Origin of the sequence: Microbacterium resistens (genome assembly GCF_021172025.1) — a bacterium.
Classification (GTDB): Bacteria; Actinomycetota; Actinomycetes; order Actinomycetales; family Microbacteriaceae; genus Microbacterium; species Microbacterium resistens.
Genome location: NZ_CP082781.1, coordinates 3,931,578 through 3,950,563 on the forward strand (window position 1 = coordinate 3,931,578; position 18,986 = coordinate 3,950,563).

The following is an 18,986-nucleotide window of genomic DNA, read 5'->3' on the forward strand; positions in this document are numbered from 1 at the left end:
GTCAGTCCGTTCCGAAGAGGTCGAGGTCGATCAGCCAGCGGGTCGGCGTGATCGTGTGGTGGATGCCGATGATGAACGCGCGTTGCTCGGGCCAGTACGTGCCGCCGTCCGGGCCGGTGCGCGTCACGCTCAGGTCGGTGTAGCTGATGACGTTTCCCAACTCCAGGCGGGGGATGTCTGCGAGGCGTTCCTGCGCGTTCCAGGTGATCCGCCGTACCCGTGCTTTGGGGTCGCGGGCCGGGGTGATGCGGGCCTGGCAGGCGCTGAAGTCGTCCCCGGTGCGGAAGTAGTAGTTCGTATCGTGGACGGCTTCACGGTTGCCCCAGCGGCCTTGACTGACCGGGTCGTAGTAGGTCAGCTCCGTGCTGTCGTCTGCCACCCATGAGCTGGGGTTGTTCGGGTCAGGCTTGGCGCGGTGCTGGCGTGCGTAGAGCGTGTTCACGAAGTCCGCGAGGCCGTTGCTCGGCTGGGAGCGGATATGGTGCAGCGCCCCGGGCCTCGTCCCGAACGTGAACGGCGGTCCCTGGGGAGCCTTGGCCGGGTCGAGAATGCGGGTCCGCGTGGTGCCGTCCGCGCCGACGTACCACATCGCCCCCATCGTCTGGCAGGCGAGGGTGAGGTGGTTCGACAGGCTCGACTCGTACACGGTGCGGGCCAGCAGCGCGGTCGGGCTCGTGGACGGCGCTTCGATCGGCTCGCGCGCCGTCTCGGTGAGACGGAGGATCCGGGCGCGGAACGTCTCGTACCCGGCTGTCGGCAGTGCCCCGTAGCGGGTGATCGAGTTGTGCGAGCGCACGGCGTCGGCAATCGTGATGACGGCCACGGGCGTGAGGGTGTGGCGACCGGTGAGTCGCACCAGGTCGCGGCGCATGTCGTAGATCCGGCCCGTGAACAGAGGCCGGTCCACGCCGCCGAGGCGCAGCACGAGCCGCGCGGGCGTGTCGGGGAACAGCCCGTTCGCGACGTTCAGGATGTTCCCGGGGTCGCGCATGGTGACGGTGAGCAGCCCGACCTCGTTCTGGATCGTCACGCCGTCGCGGCGCGCGCCGCGGTGCGCGACGATGCTTGTCGCGTGGGCGGTCCACTCGGTCCAGGATCCGGTGTCGGTGGCCTTCCCGAGCTTGGAGTATCCGAGCTTGGACATGCCGAGCACGAACGGGCCGGACACGTCGAACGTCTGGAGGACGACGTTCGACAGCAGGGTCGTCTCGCGGATCACATCATCACCCCCGCTTCGGCGGCCTCGTACTCGCGGATCGCGGCGACGACGGCCCGCCCGACCTCAACGGACGGGGCGAGAGTGTGAATGTTGATCTCGTAGACCCGCTGTCCGCCGTACCCGGCCCCGGTGCCGCCGCGGCGTGCGCCGATCGACGGGAGATCCAGGGACGGGTCGAACCCGCCTTCGACGGCCCCGTTCAGGTCATCGACAGCGCGGGTGACGTGACGCATCCCGCCCGCGAGGCCCTTCGCCAGCCCCTGGTCGATGTTGACGCCGAACCCCTCGAACAGGCGGCTCGGGCTGTGGATGCCGAAGAACGACAGGAAGTCGTCAACGGCGCTCGACGCGATGTCGAGCAGCATCGACCCCACTTCCCACGCGGCGTTCCCGAGGCCCTGGACGAGCCCGCCGATGAGATCCATACCGGCTTGGACGAGCCGGGGCACCATTTCGAGGACGGACCAGACCAGGTGCGGGGCGATGTCGAAGATCGCCCGCACGAGGTCGGGCACGATCCGCGGGATCGCGGTCACCAGGCCGGTGAACAGCTCGATCGCGGCCTGGAGCAGCGTCGGCAGCATTTCGAGGACGCTCATCACGATCTTGGGGAGCAGATCCACGATCGCGCGCAGCAGCAGCGGGAGGATGATCGGGATCGACTCGACCAGGGCGGTGAACAGTCGCACCGCGGATTCGAGGATCTTCGGCAGCATCGACAGGATCGACTCGATCAGCCGGGGCAGCAGATCCACGATCGCGCGCAGCAGCAGGGGCAGGATGACCGGGATCGACTCGACCAGGGCAGTGAACAGCTTCACCGCGGCGTCGAGGATCTTCGGCAGCATCGACAGGATCGCGGTGACGAGCTTCGGCAGCAGCTTGACGATCGCGTCGAGCAGTACCGGCAGGATCTTGGGGATCGCGTCGACCAGGCCGGTGAACAGGATCACCGCGCCGTCGAGGATCTGCGGCAGTGCGGCTACCAGGAACTCGACCGTCTGGAGCACGAGCCCGGTCAGGGACTCGATCAGCGGCGGGATGATGAGGGGCAGGGCCTCCACGAGCGCCCCGAACACCTGGAGGGCGACGCCGAGCAGTGTTTCCCGGCCCGTGTTCAGGGCCTCGAAGATCGCGACGAGGCCACCGCCCGACAGCCAGTCGGCGGCGGCCTGGATGCCGTTGATGACGGCGGGGAGCAGGCCGGAGAACAGGGCTCCGAAGTCGAGGGACTGGGTGCCGTTGAGGATCCCGAACACGAAGTCCGCGAACGTGTTCGACGCTTCGGTCAGGTTGCCGGTGAAGGCGTCGAATGCGTCGGAGTTGTAGATGCGGCTGACGAACTCGCCCAGGGCCGCGGTGACGGCGGTGACAGCCGGGAGCAGGGACATCCCGAGCGTGGCGTACAGGTTTTCGGTGCCTGCGGCGAGGCGCTGCTGGGAGCCTGCGAGGGTGGTCGATTCGCGGGCGAACGCGCCCTGAGCGTCGGCGGTTTGGGCGTAGAGCAGCGCGAGGGTCGCCTGGAGCTTCGCGCCCTTCTCTGCCTCCCCGGTGAGCCCGGACAGGCCCATCTCAGCCATCTTCGCTTTGACGGCTACCTCGTTGATCGAGACGCCGTAGCGCTCGATCGGGTCACGCTCGCCGCGCAGCAGCGACGAGATCGCGCCCACGGCGTCGGAGGTCGGTCCGCCGAACTGCGCGGCGAGGTCCGCGCCGAGCCCGATCAGCTTGTTCGTCTGCCCGCCGAGCTCGTCGGTCGAGACGCCCATGTTCTTGAGCTGCGACCCGAGGACGGTCGCGAGGCTCGCGTACTCGCTCTTGGCGAGCCCGACGCTGGAGGCGGCACCGTTGGCCCACTTCTCCATCTGCGCCCCGTTGTCCTTGAACACTGCGCCCATGCCGCCCATGGACTGTTCCAGCTCGGAGGCGCTGCGCACGGCCTTGACGCCGACCGCGCCGACCGCGGCGACGGCGACCGCGGCCCCCGCCGCTGCGGCCTTCGCGAACTTCCCGAACGCGCCTTCGGCCCCACCGAGCTTGTTCTGCAGATCGCGGGTGTCTCCGAGCACGGAGACGATCACGGTGTTACGTGCCACGGCGGGGCCTTCCTGGTGGTGGGTGTGGGGGCCGGGGCGGCACGGCCCCCACACCTGGACTCAGCGGCGCTTTCTCAGCAGCCGCGCGATCGCTTTCTGTTCTCCGACGGTGAGCTGATCTATCTCGCTCGGCTGGATCCCGGCGTAGACGATCAGCTCCGCCCTCAGACGGTCACGGGCTCGTCGGAGGTCGGCGCGTTTCCCTCCGCGCTCGCGTCCTCGTCGGCCTCGTCCTCGTCGGCGTCGTCGCCCGTGAACCCGAGGGCCTTCTGCGCCTCCACCATCGGGACGGCGAGGGCCTGGTTGAACGTGAACGTCGGGTCTCCGCTGCGGCGCTGGACGACCATGTAGATGGCGGCGAGGAACTTCCCCTGGGGGGTGCCCTGGTTGAGCGCGCCGATGCCGAACCCGGACAGGTCTTCGATCGTGGCGACCTCTCCGAGGGTGAGCTGCTCGAAGTCGAACTTGGGGGCGGTGGTGGTCATGGGTGTGGGCCTTTCAGGTGAGGTTGTGGCGGTGCAGGATCTCGTTGATGCCGTCTGACAGCTCCGAGACGATTTGGGGTTGGGTGCGGCGCAGCGCGTCCACGAGGAAGGGCTGCGCGCGGTGGTTGCGGTGCGGGTCGCCGTAGTGGACGACGCCCGCGTGTGCGCCGCGTCGGGCGTACCCGGCGCGGACGACGGCTTTCGTTCGGCCTCGTCCGGCGCGCAGCGTGCCGCGCAGCTCGCCGGAGTCGGCGGGGACGCGGGCGTTCTCGATGACGATGTTCCCGATCCTCTGCATGAGGTCGGGCATGTCCTGAGAGTCGTCGCCCGCGGCCCGGAGGCGTGCATTCAGCTCGCGCAGGCCCTCGATGCGGACCCCGCGGTTCTGGTACACGCCCCCGGCCATGGCGTTACGGGGTCGTCCCGGTGTCCATCGTCGGCTCGCCGTCGATGCGGAACTCGTAGTCGAACTGGAATGCGCTGGTGGCGCTGGTGTCGGCCTCGCCGCCAATGGTGGGCTTGGGGCCGATCGTGAGCGTTCCGACGAAGTGCGGTTCGTCGGCGGTCGGGGTCGCGTTGCCGTGCGGGGCGACCGTGTAGGGCACCTCCGTCTCGCCGCTGTTCTCCCAGACGTACCGCCAGAAAGCGGCGGTCTGGGTGGACTGGATCGCCGCACCGCGCAGGAAGTGCTGACGGTCGCCGCCCTTCTCGGCGTCCTCGAACGTGACGGTGTCCGCGTCGGCTTCTTCGTTCTCGATGCGCCAACTGATGAGATCGGCGGCGTGGTCGGTGCCCGGGGCACCGATCCGGAGTACCGGCTTCTTGTTGCCGCGAATGCGGGACGAGCCCATGGCGGTTCCTTTCAGGTGAGGGCCGGGATCGTCCCGGCGACGGTGATCGGTACGGCGAGGATTTCCTGGCCGTTCAGGTTCTGAGAGATGGGCTGATCGACCCGTTCCACGAGGTAGTCGGCCTCCGCGAGGTCGTGCAGAACGCTCTCGATGAGCCGGTCCAGCTCGTCCGTCTCGGCGTCGTTCGGTCCCGTCTGCGCTGCGATGACGACCTGGTGTCGGACGGTCTGGGAGCCGAACGTGTCGCCCTGCTGGAGGTACGGGCTCCCGGCGAGGATCCACACACACGGGAGCACCGCACGCCCCGGAAGGTGGGTGTACGTGTTGATGCCGGTGATCGTGTCGGCCAACTCGACGCGAAGCGCTCTCAGCTCGCCGCTCATGCGAACCCCAGGGGGAGGAACGGGCCGAGGATGATTCGCGCCGTGACCATCGGATCCCGGGCGACGCGGAGCTGGCCACCGTCCGGGGCCGCGTACTGGCTGATGCCGTTCGGAGCCATGCGACGGTGGTACAGCTCGCTCCCGGCCTCGATCACGGCCCGGTTGCGGATGCCGTCCGGGACCGTGGTCGCTGCGCCGATGAGCTGGCCGACCAGGGCGAGAGCTTCCACCACGCACCGCTCGATGAACGCCTCATCGTCACTGGTCGAGGCGGCGTTGTGCACTCCCGGGGTGACGTAGGCGGTCAGCTCTGCGACCAGCTCGGCGGTCGTCTCGTCCTGGTCGGCCATGGCTCAGCCCTCAGCCGGCGGGGTCGGCGCGGAGGCGACGACGGGGAGGATCGCCCCGGGGATCTCCGTCGCGTTCGCGGCGTAGTAGTACAGGCCGAATTCCTTGGTCAGGTTGCTGATCTTCTCGTCCGACAGCTCGGTGATCGGGCTCGCGTACTGGCGGATTGCTTCGCCGTTGACGAACGCGGCCCCCGGGGTGGCCTGCTTGAGGTTCACCCGCACGGCGACGCTCGCGAGGTCCCCGCCAAGCGCCTTCGGGGCGATCTCGCCCACGGTGTTGACGCCCGTGCCGGAGATCCGCATGAGGGGACGCCCGCCGTTGTCGGACAGCTCGGAAAGCTCCTTGAAGATGGACTTGTCCACCACGAGAGCGTCGAGGGAGAGACCGAGATCCAGCATGATCTCGGCGGCGTCCACGATGCCCCCGACCCAAGCCGTGTACTTGGTCTGATCTGCGACGACGATCGCGCGCGTCGGGTCGGCGGCGTTGGTGGCGACGACGCCCGCGTAGTGGGCGCGGAGGACGGCAGCCTTCCGTCGCGCGGCCTTGAGCGCGAGCCCCCGGTGGTGGATGTCCAGCAGGTTGACGTTGGTCGTCCGCTCGATCGCCTGGCGGGTCAGACCGAACGTGCCGCCGTAGGTCTTGATCGGGGCGTACTTGAGGCCGACCTTCATCTGGCCGGTCGTGAGGTCGTCGCCTTCGTTGGCCTGCTCGTCCACGTCGGTGGTGTCCGACTTCAGCTCGCCGTACTCAAGCTGAAGGCCCTTCGCGGGAAGGGTGCCGGTCGCGAAGATCTGCGAGAGGGCGTCGGGGGCGTTGATGAGCCGGATCGTGTCACCGACGTACTGCGGATCCTTGATGCCGTCCGCGCTGGTGCCGCCCGCGTAGGCGCGCTCCACCATGTCGTTGTACTCGCGGATCATGTCCTCGTCGCCCGAGGCGAGACCGCGGATCCACTCGCCCGCGCTGCGGGTGTCCTGGATGGGCTCGGAGCGGTCGAGGCCGCGCTGGGTCAGGACGGCGACGGAGCGGGTCACGTCCTGCACCTGCTCGCGCAGCTCGCGGATGTCGTCCGCGCTGCGCTGCTGCTCCGCGGTGGGGTTCTCGTCGGCCATGGTGGCGTCCTCTCGTGTGGTGGCCTGCGGGCCGGGGTTGGTGGTGGGTGCGTGTCGAACGCCCGTGACGCGGGCGGACGGGTAGGCGGGGAAGGGGACCAGGGAGACCTCGCGGACGCGCACGCGGTCGTACACGATCACGTCGCCCTCGTCGTCGCGCTCGTAGTGCGCCTGGAGCACGTCGAACCCGATCGACAGTCCGTCGTACACGCCGTCACGGGCGAGCTGGTACGCCTCATCGGCGGCGGCGGTGCGGGAGAACTTCGCCGTGGGGATCCACCCCTGTTCGGTGTTCTCGTGCGCGGTCACGACGCCGATCGGGGTGTCGTGGCGGGCGAACAGCTTCGCGCCGTCGGCCTCGACTGCGCCGGGTGCCAGCCGCTCCCGCTCGCCCCAGACGGTGATCGTCTCGTTGTAGGGGACGCCGACGCCGGTGACGGTGCGGTCCTGTTCGTTCACCGCGGCGCGGATGTGCAGCTCGCGGGTCTGGTGCTCGGTCATTCGGTGATCTCCTTCGCGGGGTGGAGCTGGCGCAGCATGCCGATGTCGAACGCGCGTTCGTCGTTCTGCGCGGTGTCGGGCAGGGCGTCCCAGCCCTCGATCGCGCGGACCTCGTTGACGGTCATGAACCCCGCGGCGATCGCGTCGAGGTAGGACCGGTATCGGGTGGACGTGTCGGCGCGCAGCAGGGCCTCGATGTTGAACCGGGCGCGCTGCGCGCCGGGCAGGAGGTCGGACAGGGCGTCCTCGATCTCCACGAGGTAGCCCATGAGCGTGAACCGGCTGTACGCGAGCCATTCCTGCTCGACGTTCTGGTAGGTCTGCGATCCGCCTTCCGGGGCAATCAGCATGAGGGTCGGCGGGACGCCGAACATCATCGCGATCTCCAGGGCGCTGAACTGCTGCGACTCGATGAACTGCACGTCCTTGGGGCGCAGCAGGATCGGGCGGTAGTCGAGCCCGTTCCCGAGCACGGCGACGCCGCCACGATGGCCCACGTTGTCGTTGAACCGGTCCTTGGCGAGGTCGGCCTGTTCCTTGGTCAGGTTCGCGTCGGACTTGAGGATGCCGGTGGGGACGCCGCTGTCGTCCATCCATGCGGCCGCGTAGTCGCGCGTCGAGATCGCCCCGTACAGCTCGCGCTGCGCGGCCTGGATCGGGCCGAGGCCGTAGGCGGTGCCGGGGACGCGGAGCAGGGTGATGTGCTGCACGTTCTCGGGGCGCAGCTCGCGCCCGTGGTAGCCGTACCCGGTGATGCGGCCTTCCCGGTCGGTGCGGATGCGCACGTCCAGGGGGTTGAGGATCGGGAGGGCGACGACCTGGCCGAACGTGTCGCGGATGATCTCCATGTACCCGTTGCCGGTGGTCGCGAGCGACACCACGGCCTGCTCGACCCAGCTCGACCGGCGACCGGACGGATCCGGGCGGCGGGTCAGCGGGTGATCCTCGATCCGGACGCCGTAGCGGGTCGTCTCGATCGAAAGCTGCTTGGCGGCGATCGCGTGGATCTGCACGGCCCGGTAGACCCGTCCGACGCTCAGGGCGTCGCTCACTGAGACGGTGGAGGGACGCGCCGAGCGGGTCGGCGGGGTAACGCCGTCTGTCGTCGTGTCGCTGCTCGCGCTGCGGATAATCCCGCTCGCCGCGTCCCTGATCCATCCCACGAGAGAGAGCATCCAGCCGCCATATGCCGCCGCGCGAATGCGGACACGCGGCATGCGTGCAGGCGTATGTAGGTATTTCGGGGTCAAAAAATCTGGAGCGTGGAGGGCGTTGTGACCTCCGCGAGCTGCACGCCGATGACGTGGTTCAGCACGCCGTCGATCTCGCCGGACGAATCGACTCGGGAGATCTTGAACCCGTCGTTCACGTTCTTGCGTCCGGTCACGGGGATCTGCCGGTCTAGCAGCTCGTGGCCGGGGTGCTTGATCGTGCCGCGCTGCACCTTCGCGTAGAACAGCGCGGATCCGTTGAGCATGTCGCCGTAGGTGGTGATGGTGACGGGGAGCCCGCGCCGCTCCAGCTCGCGGCCAAGATCCTTGAGGACGTACCCGTCCATGCCGAACGTGACCGCATGGTGGCGGCGGTGCAGCTCCACGCACACGTCCGCGAGCTGCGCGAGCGTCGGGCTCACGTAGGAGGCCACGAGGTCGGCGTACGTCTTGCCGTCTGCGGGGTCGATCGCGAACGCGCCGATCGACGCATAGCCCCAGTCGGGCGTGCGGTCGATCGTGAACACGGGGCGCACGTCGGGGAACGGGTCTTCGGTGCGCAGCAGTCGCCACCCGTGCACGGTCATGAACGCGGAGTCCGACTCGGTGAACCGGTTGAGCCGGTAGCGTATGGCGTCCTGCGCGGGCATGCCCCGCACTTCCTCGACCACGTTGTCGAGGCGTTCGACGCCGCCGCGTCCGCTCGCCAAGCTCGGGTTCGCTCGGCACAGCTCGCGGCGCAGCTCCAGCTCGTCCGGGGTCTGCTCGGGCATGGCTGCGGCCAGGGCCTCCCACACGTAGAACCCGAACCGGGCTTCGCCGCCCTTCGCGATCGCCTCGTCGCCCTGGTCGTAGAGGAACAGCAGCAGCTCGGACTCGGTGGAGTCGCCCGCCGTGGTGATCCCGACGACGAGGCAATTCGCACGCCCGCCGAGCCCGTTCACGAGGTCGAACCAGAGGGCGCGCACGAGCAGGTGCAGCTCGTCCACGAGGCCCACGTCAACGGGGATGCCCTGGAGGGCGGCGGACTTCGCGGCCTTGATCTCGTACGCGCCGCCGCTGTAGGTCTGGATGCCGCGTGTCTCGGTGAGGGCCTTGAACCGGGCCTTGAGCTGCGGCGTCCCGCGGATCGCCTGCATCGTCCGGGAGTACACGAGGCGGGCCTGGTCGGCGTTGGACGCGATGCCGACCACGGATGGAATCGCCTTCATGAGCAGCGCCCACAGCCCGATCGCCGCCGCGATCTCGGTCTTGCCGTTCTGCCTGCCGAGCGAGATCACGACCTGACGGAAACGGAGCTGCCCGGCGCGGGGATGCCCGGGCGGGTAGATCTCCAGCGCGTGCCGGATCGTCTGTTCCTGCCAGTCCTCCAGCACGTATCCGAACGCGGCCCGCCAGATGAGCCGGAACAGCTCGCGGTAGCCGTCGAACGCCGAGGGGAAGTCGGGGGAGAGCGGCGGGGTCCAGCGCTGCGGGGGCCAGGCCGGTATGTCGTCGTAGTGCGGCGTCACTGGTCAGCCGACCATGCGCCGCCGAGCTGCTCGAACAGCGACGGCCCGAGCGCGTCGCGTCGGGCCTTCTCGCCGGGGTCGGTCGGCGTCTCGCCGGGCCGTCGCGAGAGCAGCGCCCGATGGATGAGCGTGAACTGGCTGATGAGCGCGGCCTGGAACTTGCCGCCGTCGAGTTCCTTCGCGATCGAGCGCAGCGCCATGAGCTGGGGAGCGTCAGCAGGGGTCAGCCATGCCGCCGCGTCGGCCTGGAAGGCCTCCACAGCCTCGATCCACGTCGAATCGGGGTCGAGCTGGAACGCATCGGACGTGCTGGGGCTGTTCTCGGTCATTTCCTGAATATTTCGGGCTTGATCTGGTGAAAAAGAAAACTGGGGCGGGGTGAACGGCGACCCCCGATCAGAAAAGCGGGGGCCGCCGTCCGGTCAGCCGGGCTACCAGCACTCAGTGATGCCGTGCGGCGATCCGGCCACGATCGGCCAGAGGTTGCGGAGTCGGCTCACCCGGGCTGTTCCGTCGTAGAGCAGCACGTCAGCATCCATGCCTCGCATGCCCTCGCCTGCCACTCGGAGGCGGATCGGACACGATGCGTCCGTGCCGAGATCCACCGACCAACGGCCCTGTGCGCGTCGTACGCGCACGTTCTCGGGCTCGACCCACTCGGCTTCGGTCGCCAGGCTTTCAAGCTGTTCCAGCACCAGCGAGGCGGTGTAGGCGTTGCGGCATGCGATCACTACGCGCAGCCCCTCACGGGCGTACGCGAGCGCGAGCGCTGCGGGATCGCGCCGGGTGAGCATGCCGGTCACGAGTGCGATCCCTTCAACGCGCCCCCGAGCATCGCGACCACGAGATCGCCCGCCTGCTGTTCGGTCCAACCCTGGTCGATGAACTGCTGGCGAAGGCCGGTCACGAGCGCAACGGCGTCACGAGTCTGCTCCAGGGTTTCGAGCAGGGCCGCGCGCTCGGCGTCCCGAATGGTCTTCCCGAGATCGGCATAGGGGGCTGTGTACGGGTCGGTGGTCATGGTGTTCTCCTGTGGGTTAGATCCAGCGGGGGTTTGTCCAGTTGATGCGGGGTAGGGTTCCGTCTTGCTTGCGGCTGTTGCAGCTTCGGCAGAGGGAGACGAGGTTGTCGTCAGAGTCGGGGTTGCCGGGTCGGCCTTCGCGGATCCAGACGGCTTTCGCGACGATGTGGTCTACGGTCGCGTCGTCGCCTACTACGTCCTTGCCGCATGCGGTGCAGATCCAGCCGTCCCGGTCGAGGATCCGTTTCCGGGTCTTGTTCCAGGCAGAGCCCCGGCTGCTGTGTTGGCTCACGGGTTGCCGAGGATCCCGACTGCGAGCCAGTAGGCGACGATGCTCAGGGCGGCGCAGACGGTGAGGACGGCGGACGCGGCGGCGAGGACGTAGAGGGCGAGCCTGCGGCCCTCGCTGAGCCAGAGCAGCAGCGTCCCGAGTCCGAGGATGAGCAGGGCGGCGATGATGACGGTCAGCCAGGTGACGGTCATGACTCGGCCAGCTTCCGGTCGATCTCGGCGGCGTCGAACCGGCGATCTCCTCCGAGCGTGCGGGTGGGGTGCAGCTTGCCCTCGTCGGACCATCGGCGGACGGTGGGGACTGTCACCCCGAACAGGGCGGCGACCTGGCCGACTGTGAGCTTTCGGGGCTGCGCGTCGGCGGTGCGCGACGGTGAGCGGTCGGTGGTGGTCATCGGCGGGCCTTCCTTCGGTCACGGATCCATCCCCACGCGACGAGGCCCCAGAGGGCGACGCCGACCGGGACGAACAGGGCGGGGTCGAGGTAGTCGGGGTTCATGCGACGAACAGCCGTTCGATCGATCGGCGCTGCCAGGGGTAGACGTGGATGCCGTTGTGGTCGAGCCACGCGATAACGTCGTCGGCGGTGGTGCGCTCGGCGGCGATCCGGTCGATGCCGAGGTCGATCACGTCCAGCTCGCGGAGGTAGGTCGAGAGGGTGCGGCGCCCGGCGTCCACGAAGGCCCACGCGGTCGGGAGGTAGTCGGCCCCGTCCTGGACGATGCGGGTTCGGGCGGCGTCGAAGCTGTTTCCGAGTCGGCGGATCTCCGTCAAGAGGGCGTGCTGTCGGGCTCGGCGGGCTCGGCGTGCTGCGGTTCGGCAGTCGTCCACGAGGGTGGAGAGAGCGCCGATCGCGGCGAGGGTCTGAGCTGCGGCGACGGGCGTCGGGCCGGTCGGGGTCTGGTCGAGTGCCATGGGTCAGCCCTTCCGGTTCCGGCGACGGGGACGCTTCTTGTCGGCGCGTCCGGCCGCGTGCTTGCTGATCGGTCGGGGGTGGACGAGGGGGTTCGGGACGAGCTGGCCGAAGCCGGATCGGATGATGCGGGGCTGGGTGGGAGTGGTCATCGGTGTGCTTTCGGTTCGTAGGCGGGGCCGTGGGTCTGGAGCGTCTGGCGGATTGTGGCGACGGTGGGCCGGTTATCGGGTTGCTTGCCCTCGCGGTGTCCGTCGTCTCGGTGGTGCCCGCACGTGCACCAGCCGGAGGCCAGGTAGCGGTGTTCACTCATGACGTGGTTGTCTCTCGTGGTGGACTATCGGGAATACATCTCGTCGCCGGAGTGGCGAGCGGTCAGGGATCGTTACTGGGCCTCGAAGCTGCCCAGCTCCTGCTACGTCTGCGGATCCGAGCGAGTTCCGGGGATGCACCTTCACCACCGGACGTACAAGAACCTGGGATCCGAACGGCTGATGGATCTGGTTCCGGTCTGTCCCTCGTGTCATGAGCTGATCCACCTGATCCATTCGGAAGCTCGGTTCAAGCGGGCTGGCCTCTGGGAAGCGACGAAGGAAGCTAGGCGGCGAGTGCTTCGCCGGAAGCGTCCTTCTTGATGCTTCGGTGGTGGGTGGTTGAGGGAGTAGTGGCCCCCTCCGCGAACGGAAGGGACCGCGAATCTCTGATGCTTCGGCGGAGCCTGGGCGTCGGTCGATTCGTGGGCGCGTCTCTCGATCGCGCTACTGACAGGACATGAGCACCGGAGTGGGAACCCTGGGGAGGTCGCGCCCGGTCGTACCACTTACCGCGATCCCCGATGCTCTCGGGATGGCACCGGGACTGGTTACCCGTTCTTGTTTGGCGGTCGCCTACCGCCCTCACCTTCCGGACTCGATCCGGAGGGCGGCCCCTGTGTGCCGAGGCTGCGCTGTGTCTCCCCTGCGGGAGTGCCTGGTGGTGGCCGCGTCGCCGGAATGCCGCGTGTGTGCAGAATTTGAAACATGCGTCAACATGAGCACACAAGAACGCATCCGTTTCGGATCTACGCGGCGTGTCGCGATTTCTGCACGGGCGTCAGGCTAGACTCACAGCCATGACGATGCTGCACACACCTACACAGGCCAGCGTCAGCGCGCCCGTCGAGACGCTGACGGACTTCCTGATCTTGTCCCGCCGCCTATCGGGCCTCTCAACGCGCGCCCTGGGTGCGGCGATGGGAGTTTCGGCCTCGGCGATCTCGAACTGGGAGAACGGTAAGGGCGAGCCCTCCGTGACGCAGTTTGTCGCGTGGTGCCAGGAAACGAATCAGCCCCTCGAACTGGCGTTCGAGGGGCTGAAGCAGTGGAGCCGCCTGAGGGAATCGAACCCTCGACCTATTCATTACGAGTGAATCGCTCTGCCGTCTGAGCTAAGGCGGCGTGCCACGAGTGGCGCCTGTGCGGCGAACCGCACGAACAACGATCTTACCCTGTCCGGAGCCGTGCTGCGAACCACGCGCCGGATCCCGCGCGCCGCGCGGCCGATGCGGGAGGGAGGGCGGGGGGCGTACGCTCGAGACATGGCCAGGGCACTGCTCATCGTCGACGTCCAGAACGACTTCACCGAGGGCGGGGCGCTCGCCGTGGACGGCGGCGACGCCGTGGCCGCGGGCGTGTCCGCGTATCTCGCCGATCACGCCGCGGAGTACGACGTGATCGTCGCATCGCGCGACTGGCACGACGCCGACGGCGACAACGGCGGGCACTTCTCCGAGGAGCCCGACTATGTCGACACGTGGCCCGTCCACTGCGTGGCGGGGACGCCGGGAGCCGAGTACGACCCCCTGCTGACGACCGACGCGGTGACCCACCATGTGCGCAAGGGCCAGGGCGTGCCCGCGTACTCGATGTTCGAGGGCGCCACCGAGGCGGGGGAGAGCGTCGCGGAGATCCTCTCCGGGCGCGGCGTCCTCGTCGCGGACGTGGTCGGGATCGCGACCGATCATTGCGTGCGCGCGTCCGCCCTCGACGCGATCGCTCACGGGGTGCGGGTGCGGATCCTCACGGGGCTCGTCGCCGGGGTGGGCGCGGCGTCCTCGGAAGCGGCCCTCGCCGAGCTCGCCCACGCGGGCGCCGAGCTCGTCGAGACGGCCGAGTGAGCACGGCAGCGGCCCGGGACGTCGGGCCGGAGGAGCGCGAAGTCCGGCAGCGGTGCGTCCTGCTGCTGCGTGCGGTGAACGTGAGCGGGCGCAACCGGGTTCCCATGGCGCAGCTGCGCGCGTTGCTGTCCGAGCGGCTGGGGCTGGGCGATGTGGCCACGTACATCGCGAGCGGCAACGTGATCTGCCCGGATCCCGGTGACGCCGCTGCACGGGCGGACCTCTGTGAGCGCGTCCGCCTCCTCATCGCCGGCGAGTTCGGGGTGGACACCCCGGTGATCCTGCGCACCCGCGGACAGCTCCTCGACGCCCTCGACCGCAATCCGTTCCCGGACGCTGCGCACGACAAGCTGCTGCACGTCATGTTCCTCGCCGGACCGCCCGCGGGCGGCGCCGAGGAGGCGCTCGCGGCACGGCTGGTGCCGGGGGAGCGGATCGCGCTGTGCGGGGAGGACCTCTGGATCGACTACGCGTCGTCCGGCGTGCACGGCACGAAGCTCACGAAATCGGTCCTCGACCGGGCGCTGGGCGTTGCGGGCACGGCACGGAACGTCCGCACCGTGCGCACTCTCGCCGAGCGGACCGCCTGACCGGGCAGGGCGTCTCAGACCGGGACGGCCCGGACCGCGCGGGCGGACCAGCGGTGGTCCTCGCGGCTCACCGCGATCGGATGGGCGAAGGCCGCGGAGATGGTCTCGGTCGTCACCACGTCTTCGACCGCACCCGCCGCGACGACCCGGCCCTCGGCGATGACCATCGCGTGCGTGGTGCTCTCCGGGAGCTCCTCCAGGTGGTGGGTGACGAGGATCGTCGCGAGGCCGGGCTCGCGGCGTCCGAGATCGTCCACGGTCTCCAGGAACTGCTCGCGCGCGGCGACGTCCAGCCCGGTCGTGGGCTCGTCCAGGAGGAGCAGACGCGGGTCGGCGATGAGGGCGCGGGCGATCAGCGCTCGTCCCCGCTCGCCCTGGGACAGCAGCGGCCAGGCGGTGCGTCGGCGGTGGGACAGTCCGACCCCGTCGATCTCCCTCGCGGCGCGGGCACGCTGCGCGTCGGTGGCGACCCAGCGCATCGGCGTCTCCACGGTCCCCGTGATCCCCGTCAGGACCACGTCCTCGACGGTCAGCGGGCTGCGCAGCGGGTGGCGCGGGTCCACGTGACCGATCTCGCGTCGAAGCTCCTGCAGGTCCACGCGTCCCAGCCGTCTGCCCAGGACGTCCACGGTGCCGGCGCTGGGATGCGTGCGCGCCCCGCAGAAGCCGAGGATCGTGCTCTTGCCGGCGCCGTTGGGCCCGAGCAGCGCCCAGTGCTCGCCCCGGTGCACGGCGAGGTCGATGCCGTGCAGGATGGTGTTGCCGTCGCGCCGGAAGACGACGCCGCGCAGCTCCAGGACGCGGTCGTCGGGGGAATCGGATCCGGTTACCGTGCTCATGCGAGGGCCTCCGCGAGGCCGGTCAGGTGCGCACGGCTGCGCCGCGCCGCCTCCGTCGCGTCCCGGTCGGCGATGCTCGCGGCGAGCTCCTCGTGCGCCCGGTGGTCGGCTGCCGTGTCGTGGACACCGCGGATCCGCAGCATGTCGACCATGGCGGGGCGCAGACGCGGCGTGAAGCCGTCGAACATCTCGCCGAGGATCGGGTTGTGCGCCGCGGCGACGACGCTGCGGTGGAACGCCGTGTCCGCGTCCACGTAGGACTCGATCGACGTGTGCTCCCCGGCACGGGCGCCCAGCGCCCGACGGATCGCACGGAGGTCCGCGGGGGTGCGACGCGCGGCGGCGAGCGCGGCCGCCTCGGACTCGATGGCGACGCGCGCCTCGATGACGGAGAGGATGTCGGCGCGCTGCAGCACCGCATCCCAGTCCTCCGCGGCGTCCAGGGCCGCGACGAACACGCCGGCCCCCTGCCGGCTCACGAGGACCCCCCGACCCGCGAGCTGGCGGATCGCCTCCCGCACCGTGGAGCGTCCGACCCCGAGCTGCGGGCCCAGGGTCGTCTCTCCGGGAAGACGCGCGCCCAGCGCCCACTCGCCGGCGCGGATCCGATCGAGCAGGAGGGCCGCTGCCTGATCCGCGAGCGTGCCCCGGACGACCTGTCTCATGGCATTCCTATCTGCTTGTCTGAGGAGTTGTGCTACATTCTAGCCATGCTCGCGGGCATCCTCCTCCTTCGCTGCCACGGCGGGGCCTGATCGACCGGACCCCCTCCGTGGGGGTTCGACGTGTGCCGGTCGTCTCATCGATCCCGACCGGAAGGACCCGGACATGCCTCATCCCACCCTCTCGACCCCGCGTGGCCCCCGCCCCGCCGACGCTCCGGCCTGGAACCGTCAGCGTCACTCCCAGATGCCGTCGCACCGCTACGCCGACGTGCACTCCCGTGTGGAGCTCCCGCTCGTCGGGCGGACCTGGCCCGACCGTCGGCTGGAGCGCGCGCCGCTGTGGGTGCCCGTCGATCTCCGCGACGGCAACCAGGCCCTCGCCGAGCCGATGGATCCCCTCCGCAAGCGACGCTTCTTCGAGCTCATGGTCGCCATGGGGTACAAGGAGATCGAGGTCGGCTACCCGTCGGCGAGCCGCACCGACCACGATTTCGTGCGGCTGCTCGCCGAAGAGCCGCTCGCGCCCGACGACGTGACCATCGTCGTGTTCACGCCGGCGCGGGCCGACCTCATCGCGAAGACCGTCGAATCGATCCGCGGGATCCGCAACGAGGTCGTCATCCACATGTACACCGCGACCGCCCCCGTCTGGCGCGACGTCGTCCTGGGGCGGGATCGCGCAGAGCTGCTGCGGCTCATCCTCGACGGCGCCCGGGAGGTCCGCGACCGCACGGCGTCCCTGGCGAACGTCCGGTACGAGTTCTCGCCCGAGGTCTTCAACCTCACCGAGCCGGACTTCGCGATCGAGGTGTGCGACGCGGTGACCGCGCTGTGGGAGGCGTCGCCGGACCGCCCGGTGATCCTGAACCTGCCGGCCACCGTCGAGATCGCGACGCCGAACGTCTACGCGGACCAGATCGAGCACATGCACCGCAGCGTGGCGCGTCGCGACGGCGTCATCCTGTCCGTGCACCCGCACAACGACCGCGGGACTGGCGTCGCCTGCGCGGAGCTCGCGGTCCTCGCCGGCGCCCAGCGCGTCGAGGGGTGCCTGTTCGGCAACGGTGAGCGCACGGGCAACGTCGACCTGGTGACGCTCGCGCTGAACCTCCACGCCCAGGGCGTCGATCCGATGATCGACTTCTCCGACATCGACGAGATCCGCAGGGTCGTCGAGCACAGCAACCGCATCGAGGTCCATCCGCGCCATCCGTACGTCGGCGACCTCGTCCACACCGCCTTCAGCGGCACGCACCAGGACGCGATCCGGAAGGGGTTCGCGGAGCACCGGGAGCGGGCGCGCTCGACCGGCGTCGCGGAGCGGGAGATCGCCTGGCGGGTGCCGTACCTGCCGATCGACCCGGCGGACATCGGGCGCAGCTATGACGCGGTGATCCGCGTGAACTCGCAGTCCGGCAAGGGCGGGATCGCGTATCTGCTGGAGAGCGAGTACGGCGTCGAGCTGCCCCGCCGCCTCCAGATCGACTTCGCCCGGCACGTGCAGGAGCACGCGGACGAGGCCGGGGACGAGATCTCCGCGGCGGCCCTGTGGGACATCTTCACGACGGCATACCTCGCCTCGCCCGCCTCAGCGGTCGCGCTCGCCGGGTTCGACGTGGCGGAGGAGGGCGGGCGCTCGCGCACCCGGGTGGTGCTGGAGGCGGACGGCGGCCGGGCCGACTCGGTCTTCGACGACATCGGGCCGGTCGAGGCGCTCGTGGCGGCGCTGGCGGAGCGCGGCATCCTGGTCGACGTCCTGAGCCTGCACCAGACGAGCCTCGACCGGGGGAGCGATGCGCAGGCGCTCACGATGCTCGAGTATCGCCGCGGCGACGAGGTCGCGTGGGCGGCGGGCGTGCACGCCTCCACGCTCGGGGCGTCCCTCGCGGCGGTGATGGCCGCGGCGGCGCGGGTGTCCGCAGCGGTCTCGGCGGTCTGAGGCGGCGGTGCGCACGACCCGCGGGGTCCGGTCGTCAGCGGCCGGGCGCCGCGGGCGTGCGCGGAGGCGGGGTGTCGGCGGGCGCGCCGATGCCCCGGCTCACGGCGAGCGGGGGCAGGGTCGGTGTGGGGACGAGATCGACCCGTCGGGTGCCGCAGGCGGTGCAGCGTACGTACACGATCACGCCCTCCGAGGTGGGATGGCGGGACTCGGAGATCCACCCGTGCTCGTGCCGGGCGGCGGTGCGCTCGGCGGGGGGCGGCAGGGGGACGGGACGCGTGGCGGGAGCGGACATGAGCCCAGGATGATGTAATGGGCTTATGCATCTCAACCCTTACGGCGAGTACGCGACGCTCCTGGCCGCGTCGCTGGCGGACGACTGGCCCGCAGACCGCGCAGGGATCGAGGCGCGCACGCGGCGGTTCGGCATGACCATGGTCTTCCGGGCCGCCCCGGACGACCATGAGCGCACGCGCGCCGTGATCGACGAGTGGCTGCGGGTCGTCGACGCCGAGGACCCGGCGGATCGCGCCGTCCTCCTGAACCGGATGATGGCCGAGGCCGCCGCGCACCCGCATCTCACCGACCACGACGGCGAAGGCTGGCACCTGCACTACCGGGATCCGGACGACGCCCTGCCGTACGTGCTGCGCGCCGTCATCGCCGTGGGGACGGCGCTGCATCTGGCCACGCGGGGCATGCACCGGCTCGGTCGATGCGCGGCCGATCCCTGCACCAACGTCATCGTGGACATCACCCGCAACGGTCGGCAGCGCTACTGCTCGGTCCGCTGCGCCAATCGCGACGCCGTCCGCCGGCATCGGGCCCGCCGGGCCTGACGCGGGCCCGG

26 protein-coding genes and 1 tRNA gene are annotated in these 18,986 nt (G+C 69.7%); 5 read left to right on the forward strand and 22 right to left on the reverse strand.

Annotated features, from left to right (window positions below; translation table 11 throughout):
* Position 1: 1 nt before the first annotated feature.
* From K8F61_RS18560 to K8F61_RS18640, 18 genes are all read right to left on the reverse strand, one after another.
* Complete coding sequence (locus K8F61_RS18560; protein WP_231820225.1) at positions 2-1,219, reverse strand: hypothetical protein; 1,218 nt, start codon at positions 1,217-1,219, stop codon at positions 2-4.
* Complete coding sequence (locus tag K8F61_RS18565) at positions 1,216-3,315, reverse strand: phage tail protein (protein WP_231820226.1); 2,100 nt, start codon at positions 3,313-3,315, stop codon at positions 1,216-1,218. The genes K8F61_RS18560 and K8F61_RS18565 overlap by 4 nt, the downstream gene beginning before the upstream one ends.
* Positions 3,316-3,479: 164 nt before the next feature.
* On the reverse strand, positions 3,480-3,800 hold the full coding sequence (locus K8F61_RS18570) for a hypothetical protein (protein ID WP_231820227.1): 321 nt from the start codon (positions 3,798-3,800) through the stop codon (positions 3,480-3,482).
* A 13-nt stretch (positions 3,801-3,813) separates the two neighbouring features.
* A complete protein-coding gene (locus tag K8F61_RS18575) occupies positions 3,814-4,206 on the reverse strand; it encodes a hypothetical protein (RefSeq protein ID WP_231820228.1) in 393 nt (130 codons plus the stop codon).
* Positions 4,207-4,210: 4 nt separating this feature from the next.
* Positions 4,211-4,651 (reverse strand): hypothetical protein, encoded by a 441-nt coding sequence (locus tag K8F61_RS18580; RefSeq protein WP_231820229.1) that lies wholly within the window; start codon positions 4,649-4,651, stop codon positions 4,211-4,213.
* Between the two features lie 11 nt (positions 4,652-4,662).
* Positions 4,663-5,034 (reverse strand): hypothetical protein, encoded by a 372-nt coding sequence (locus tag K8F61_RS18585; RefSeq protein ID WP_231820230.1) that lies wholly within the window; start codon positions 5,032-5,034, stop codon positions 4,663-4,665.
* Positions 5,031-5,384 (reverse strand): hypothetical protein, encoded by a 354-nt coding sequence (locus tag K8F61_RS18590; protein ID WP_231820231.1) that lies wholly within the window; start codon positions 5,382-5,384, stop codon positions 5,031-5,033. Before K8F61_RS18590 ends, K8F61_RS18585 begins: the two co-directional genes overlap by 4 nt.
* A 3-nt stretch (positions 5,385-5,387) precedes the next feature.
* Complete coding sequence (locus K8F61_RS18595; RefSeq protein WP_231820232.1) at positions 5,388-7,001, reverse strand: HK97 family phage prohead protease; 1,614 nt, start codon at positions 6,999-7,001, stop codon at positions 5,388-5,390.
* Complete coding sequence (locus K8F61_RS18600) at positions 6,998-8,053, reverse strand: phage portal protein (RefSeq protein ID WP_231820233.1); 1,056 nt, start codon at positions 8,051-8,053, stop codon at positions 6,998-7,000. The genes K8F61_RS18595 and K8F61_RS18600 overlap by 4 nt, the downstream gene beginning before the upstream one ends.
* A 194-nt stretch (positions 8,054-8,247) precedes the next feature.
* A complete protein-coding gene (locus K8F61_RS18605) occupies positions 8,248-9,723 on the reverse strand; it encodes a terminase large subunit domain-containing protein (RefSeq protein WP_231820234.1) in 1,476 nt (491 codons plus the stop codon).
* Positions 9,720-10,052 (reverse strand): hypothetical protein, encoded by a 333-nt coding sequence (locus K8F61_RS18610; protein WP_231820235.1) that lies wholly within the window; start codon positions 10,050-10,052, stop codon positions 9,720-9,722. Before K8F61_RS18610 ends, K8F61_RS18605 begins: the two co-directional genes overlap by 4 nt.
* Positions 10,053-10,154: 102 nt before the next feature.
* Positions 10,155-10,526, reverse strand: coding sequence for a hypothetical protein (locus tag K8F61_RS18615; protein WP_231820236.1), 372 nt, complete (start codon positions 10,524-10,526; stop codon positions 10,155-10,157).
* The gene (locus tag K8F61_RS18620; protein ID WP_231820237.1) at positions 10,523-10,744 is read right to left on the reverse strand and encodes a hypothetical protein; all 222 of its coding nucleotides are present in this window, start codon (positions 10,742-10,744) and stop codon (positions 10,523-10,525) included. Before K8F61_RS18620 ends, K8F61_RS18615 begins: the two co-directional genes overlap by 4 nt.
* Before the next feature lie 16 nt (positions 10,745-10,760).
* On the reverse strand, positions 10,761-11,036 hold the full coding sequence (locus tag K8F61_RS19170) for an HNH endonuclease (RefSeq protein WP_418888058.1): 276 nt from the start codon (positions 11,034-11,036) through the stop codon (positions 10,761-10,763).
* Positions 11,033-11,227: a hypothetical protein gene (locus K8F61_RS18625; RefSeq protein ID WP_231820238.1), complete on the reverse strand. Its 195-nt coding sequence runs from the start codon at positions 11,225-11,227 to the stop codon at positions 11,033-11,035. The genes K8F61_RS19170 and K8F61_RS18625 overlap by 4 nt, the downstream gene beginning before the upstream one ends.
* Positions 11,224-11,430: a MerR family DNA-binding transcriptional regulator gene (locus K8F61_RS18630; protein ID WP_231820239.1), complete on the reverse strand. Its 207-nt coding sequence runs from the start codon at positions 11,428-11,430 to the stop codon at positions 11,224-11,226. Before K8F61_RS18630 ends, K8F61_RS18625 begins: the two co-directional genes overlap by 4 nt.
* Positions 11,431-11,530: 100 nt before the next feature.
* Entirely contained in the window at positions 11,531-11,950 is a 420-nt protein-coding gene (locus tag K8F61_RS18635; protein WP_231820240.1) for a hypothetical protein, read from the reverse strand.
* 3 nt (positions 11,951-11,953) lie between these two features.
* Positions 11,954-12,100 (reverse strand): hypothetical protein, encoded by a 147-nt coding sequence (locus tag K8F61_RS18640; RefSeq protein WP_231820241.1) that lies wholly within the window; start codon positions 12,098-12,100, stop codon positions 11,954-11,956.
* A 1,079-nt stretch (positions 12,101-13,179) separates the two neighbouring features.
* On the opposite strand from K8F61_RS18640, the gene K8F61_RS19175 reads away from it, so the two are divergent.
* Positions 13,180-13,356: a helix-turn-helix domain-containing protein gene (locus tag K8F61_RS19175; RefSeq protein WP_418888092.1), complete on the forward strand. Its 177-nt coding sequence runs from the start codon at positions 13,180-13,182 to the stop codon at positions 13,354-13,356.
* Here the strand turns inward: K8F61_RS19175 and K8F61_RS18645 are convergent.
* Positions 13,309-13,384: transfer RNA gene (locus tag K8F61_RS18645), tRNA-Thr, on the reverse strand. The genes K8F61_RS19175 and K8F61_RS18645 overlap by 48 nt on opposite strands.
* Before the next feature lie 140 nt (positions 13,385-13,524).
* Here K8F61_RS18645 and K8F61_RS18650 point away from each other — a divergent pair.
* Complete coding sequence (locus K8F61_RS18650) at positions 13,525-14,103, forward strand: isochorismatase family protein (protein WP_067249180.1); 579 nt, start codon at positions 13,525-13,527, stop codon at positions 14,101-14,103.
* Complete coding sequence (locus K8F61_RS18655) at positions 14,100-14,693, forward strand: DUF1697 domain-containing protein (RefSeq protein WP_231820242.1); 594 nt, start codon at positions 14,100-14,102, stop codon at positions 14,691-14,693. Before K8F61_RS18650 ends, K8F61_RS18655 begins: the two co-directional genes overlap by 4 nt.
* Before the next feature lie 14 nt (positions 14,694-14,707).
* On the opposite strand, the gene K8F61_RS18660 is transcribed toward K8F61_RS18655, so the two are convergent.
* The gene (locus tag K8F61_RS18660; protein WP_231820243.1) at positions 14,708-15,532 is read right to left on the reverse strand and encodes an ABC transporter ATP-binding protein; all 825 of its coding nucleotides are present in this window, start codon (positions 15,530-15,532) and stop codon (positions 14,708-14,710) included.
* Entirely contained in the window at positions 15,529-16,197 is a 669-nt protein-coding gene (locus K8F61_RS18665; RefSeq protein ID WP_231820244.1) for a FadR/GntR family transcriptional regulator, read from the reverse strand. The genes K8F61_RS18660 and K8F61_RS18665 overlap by 4 nt, the downstream gene beginning before the upstream one ends.
* A gap of 163 nt (positions 16,198-16,360) precedes the next feature.
* On the opposite strand from K8F61_RS18665, the gene K8F61_RS18670 reads away from it, so the two are divergent.
* Entirely contained in the window at positions 16,361-18,136 is a 1,776-nt protein-coding gene (locus K8F61_RS18670; RefSeq protein WP_231820245.1) for a 2-isopropylmalate synthase, read from the forward strand.
* Between the two features lie 34 nt (positions 18,137-18,170).
* On the opposite strand, the gene K8F61_RS18675 is transcribed toward K8F61_RS18670, so the two are convergent.
* Positions 18,171-18,431: a hypothetical protein gene (locus tag K8F61_RS18675; protein ID WP_231820246.1), complete on the reverse strand. Its 261-nt coding sequence runs from the start codon at positions 18,429-18,431 to the stop codon at positions 18,171-18,173.
* Positions 18,432-18,456: 25 nt separating this feature from the next.
* Between K8F61_RS18675 and K8F61_RS18680 the strand changes: the two genes are divergently transcribed.
* Complete coding sequence (locus tag K8F61_RS18680; protein WP_067249197.1) at positions 18,457-18,975, forward strand: CGNR zinc finger domain-containing protein; 519 nt, start codon at positions 18,457-18,459, stop codon at positions 18,973-18,975.
* Positions 18,976-18,986 lie beyond the last annotated feature (11 nt).

What these genes read in the sequence shown, in the direction of transcription:
- K8F61_RS18570 (WP_231820227.1), bottom strand. Translation starts at nt 3,800, where the DNA reads ATGACCACCACCGCCCCCAAGTTCGACTTCGAGCAGCTCACCCTCGGA.
- K8F61_RS18575 (WP_231820228.1), bottom strand. Translation starts at nt 4,206, where the DNA reads ATGGCCGGGGGCGTGTACCAGAACCGCGGGGTCCGCATCGAGGGCCTG.
- K8F61_RS18580 (WP_231820229.1), bottom strand. Translation starts at nt 4,651, where the DNA reads ATGGGCTCGTCCCGCATTCGCGGCAACAAGAAGCCGGTACTCCGGATC.
- K8F61_RS18585 (WP_231820230.1), bottom strand. Translation starts at nt 5,034, where the DNA reads ATGAGCGGCGAGCTGAGAGCGCTTCGCGTCGAGTTGGCCGACACGATC.
- K8F61_RS18590 (WP_231820231.1), bottom strand. Translation starts at nt 5,384, where the DNA reads ATGGCCGACCAGGACGAGACGACCGCCGAGCTGGTCGCAGAGCTGACC.
- K8F61_RS18595 (WP_231820232.1), bottom strand. Translation starts at nt 7,001, where the DNA reads ATGACCGAGCACCAGACCCGCGAGCTGCACATCCGCGCCGCGGTGAAC.
- K8F61_RS18610 (WP_231820235.1), bottom strand. Translation starts at nt 10,052, where the DNA reads ATGACCGAGAACAGCCCCAGCACGTCCGATGCGTTCCAGCTCGACCCC.
- K8F61_RS18620 (WP_231820237.1), bottom strand. Translation starts at nt 10,744, where the DNA reads ATGACCACCGACCCGTACACAGCCCCCTATGCCGATCTCGGGAAGACC.
- K8F61_RS18625 (WP_231820238.1), bottom strand. Translation starts at nt 11,227, where the DNA reads ATGACCGTCACCTGGCTGACCGTCATCATCGCCGCCCTGCTCATCCTC.
- K8F61_RS18630 (WP_231820239.1), bottom strand. Translation starts at nt 11,430, where the DNA reads ATGACCACCACCGACCGCTCACCGTCGCGCACCGCCGACGCGCAGCCC.
- K8F61_RS18635 (WP_231820240.1), bottom strand. Translation starts at nt 11,950, where the DNA reads ATGGCACTCGACCAGACCCCGACCGGCCCGACGCCCGTCGCCGCAGCT.
- K8F61_RS18640 (WP_231820241.1), bottom strand. Translation starts at nt 12,100, where the DNA reads ATGACCACTCCCACCCAGCCCCGCATCATCCGATCCGGCTTCGGCCAG.
- K8F61_RS19175 (WP_418888092.1), top strand. Translation starts at nt 13,180, where the DNA reads ATGGGAGTTTCGGCCTCGGCGATCTCGAACTGGGAGAACGGTAAGGGC.
- K8F61_RS18650 (WP_067249180.1), top strand. Translation starts at nt 13,525, where the DNA reads ATGGCCAGGGCACTGCTCATCGTCGACGTCCAGAACGACTTCACCGAG.
- K8F61_RS18660 (WP_231820243.1), bottom strand. Translation starts at nt 15,532, where the DNA reads ATGAGCACGGTAACCGGATCCGATTCCCCCGACGACCGCGTCCTGGAG.
- K8F61_RS18665 (WP_231820244.1), bottom strand. Translation starts at nt 16,197, where the DNA reads ATGAGACAGGTCGTCCGGGGCACGCTCGCGGATCAGGCAGCGGCCCTC.
- K8F61_RS18670 (WP_231820245.1), top strand. Translation starts at nt 16,361, where the DNA reads ATGCCTCATCCCACCCTCTCGACCCCGCGTGGCCCCCGCCCCGCCGAC.
- K8F61_RS18675 (WP_231820246.1), bottom strand. Translation starts at nt 18,431, where the DNA reads ATGTCCGCTCCCGCCACGCGTCCCGTCCCCCTGCCGCCCCCCGCCGAG.
- K8F61_RS18680 (WP_067249197.1), top strand. Translation starts at nt 18,457, where the DNA reads ATGCATCTCAACCCTTACGGCGAGTACGCGACGCTCCTGGCCGCGTCG.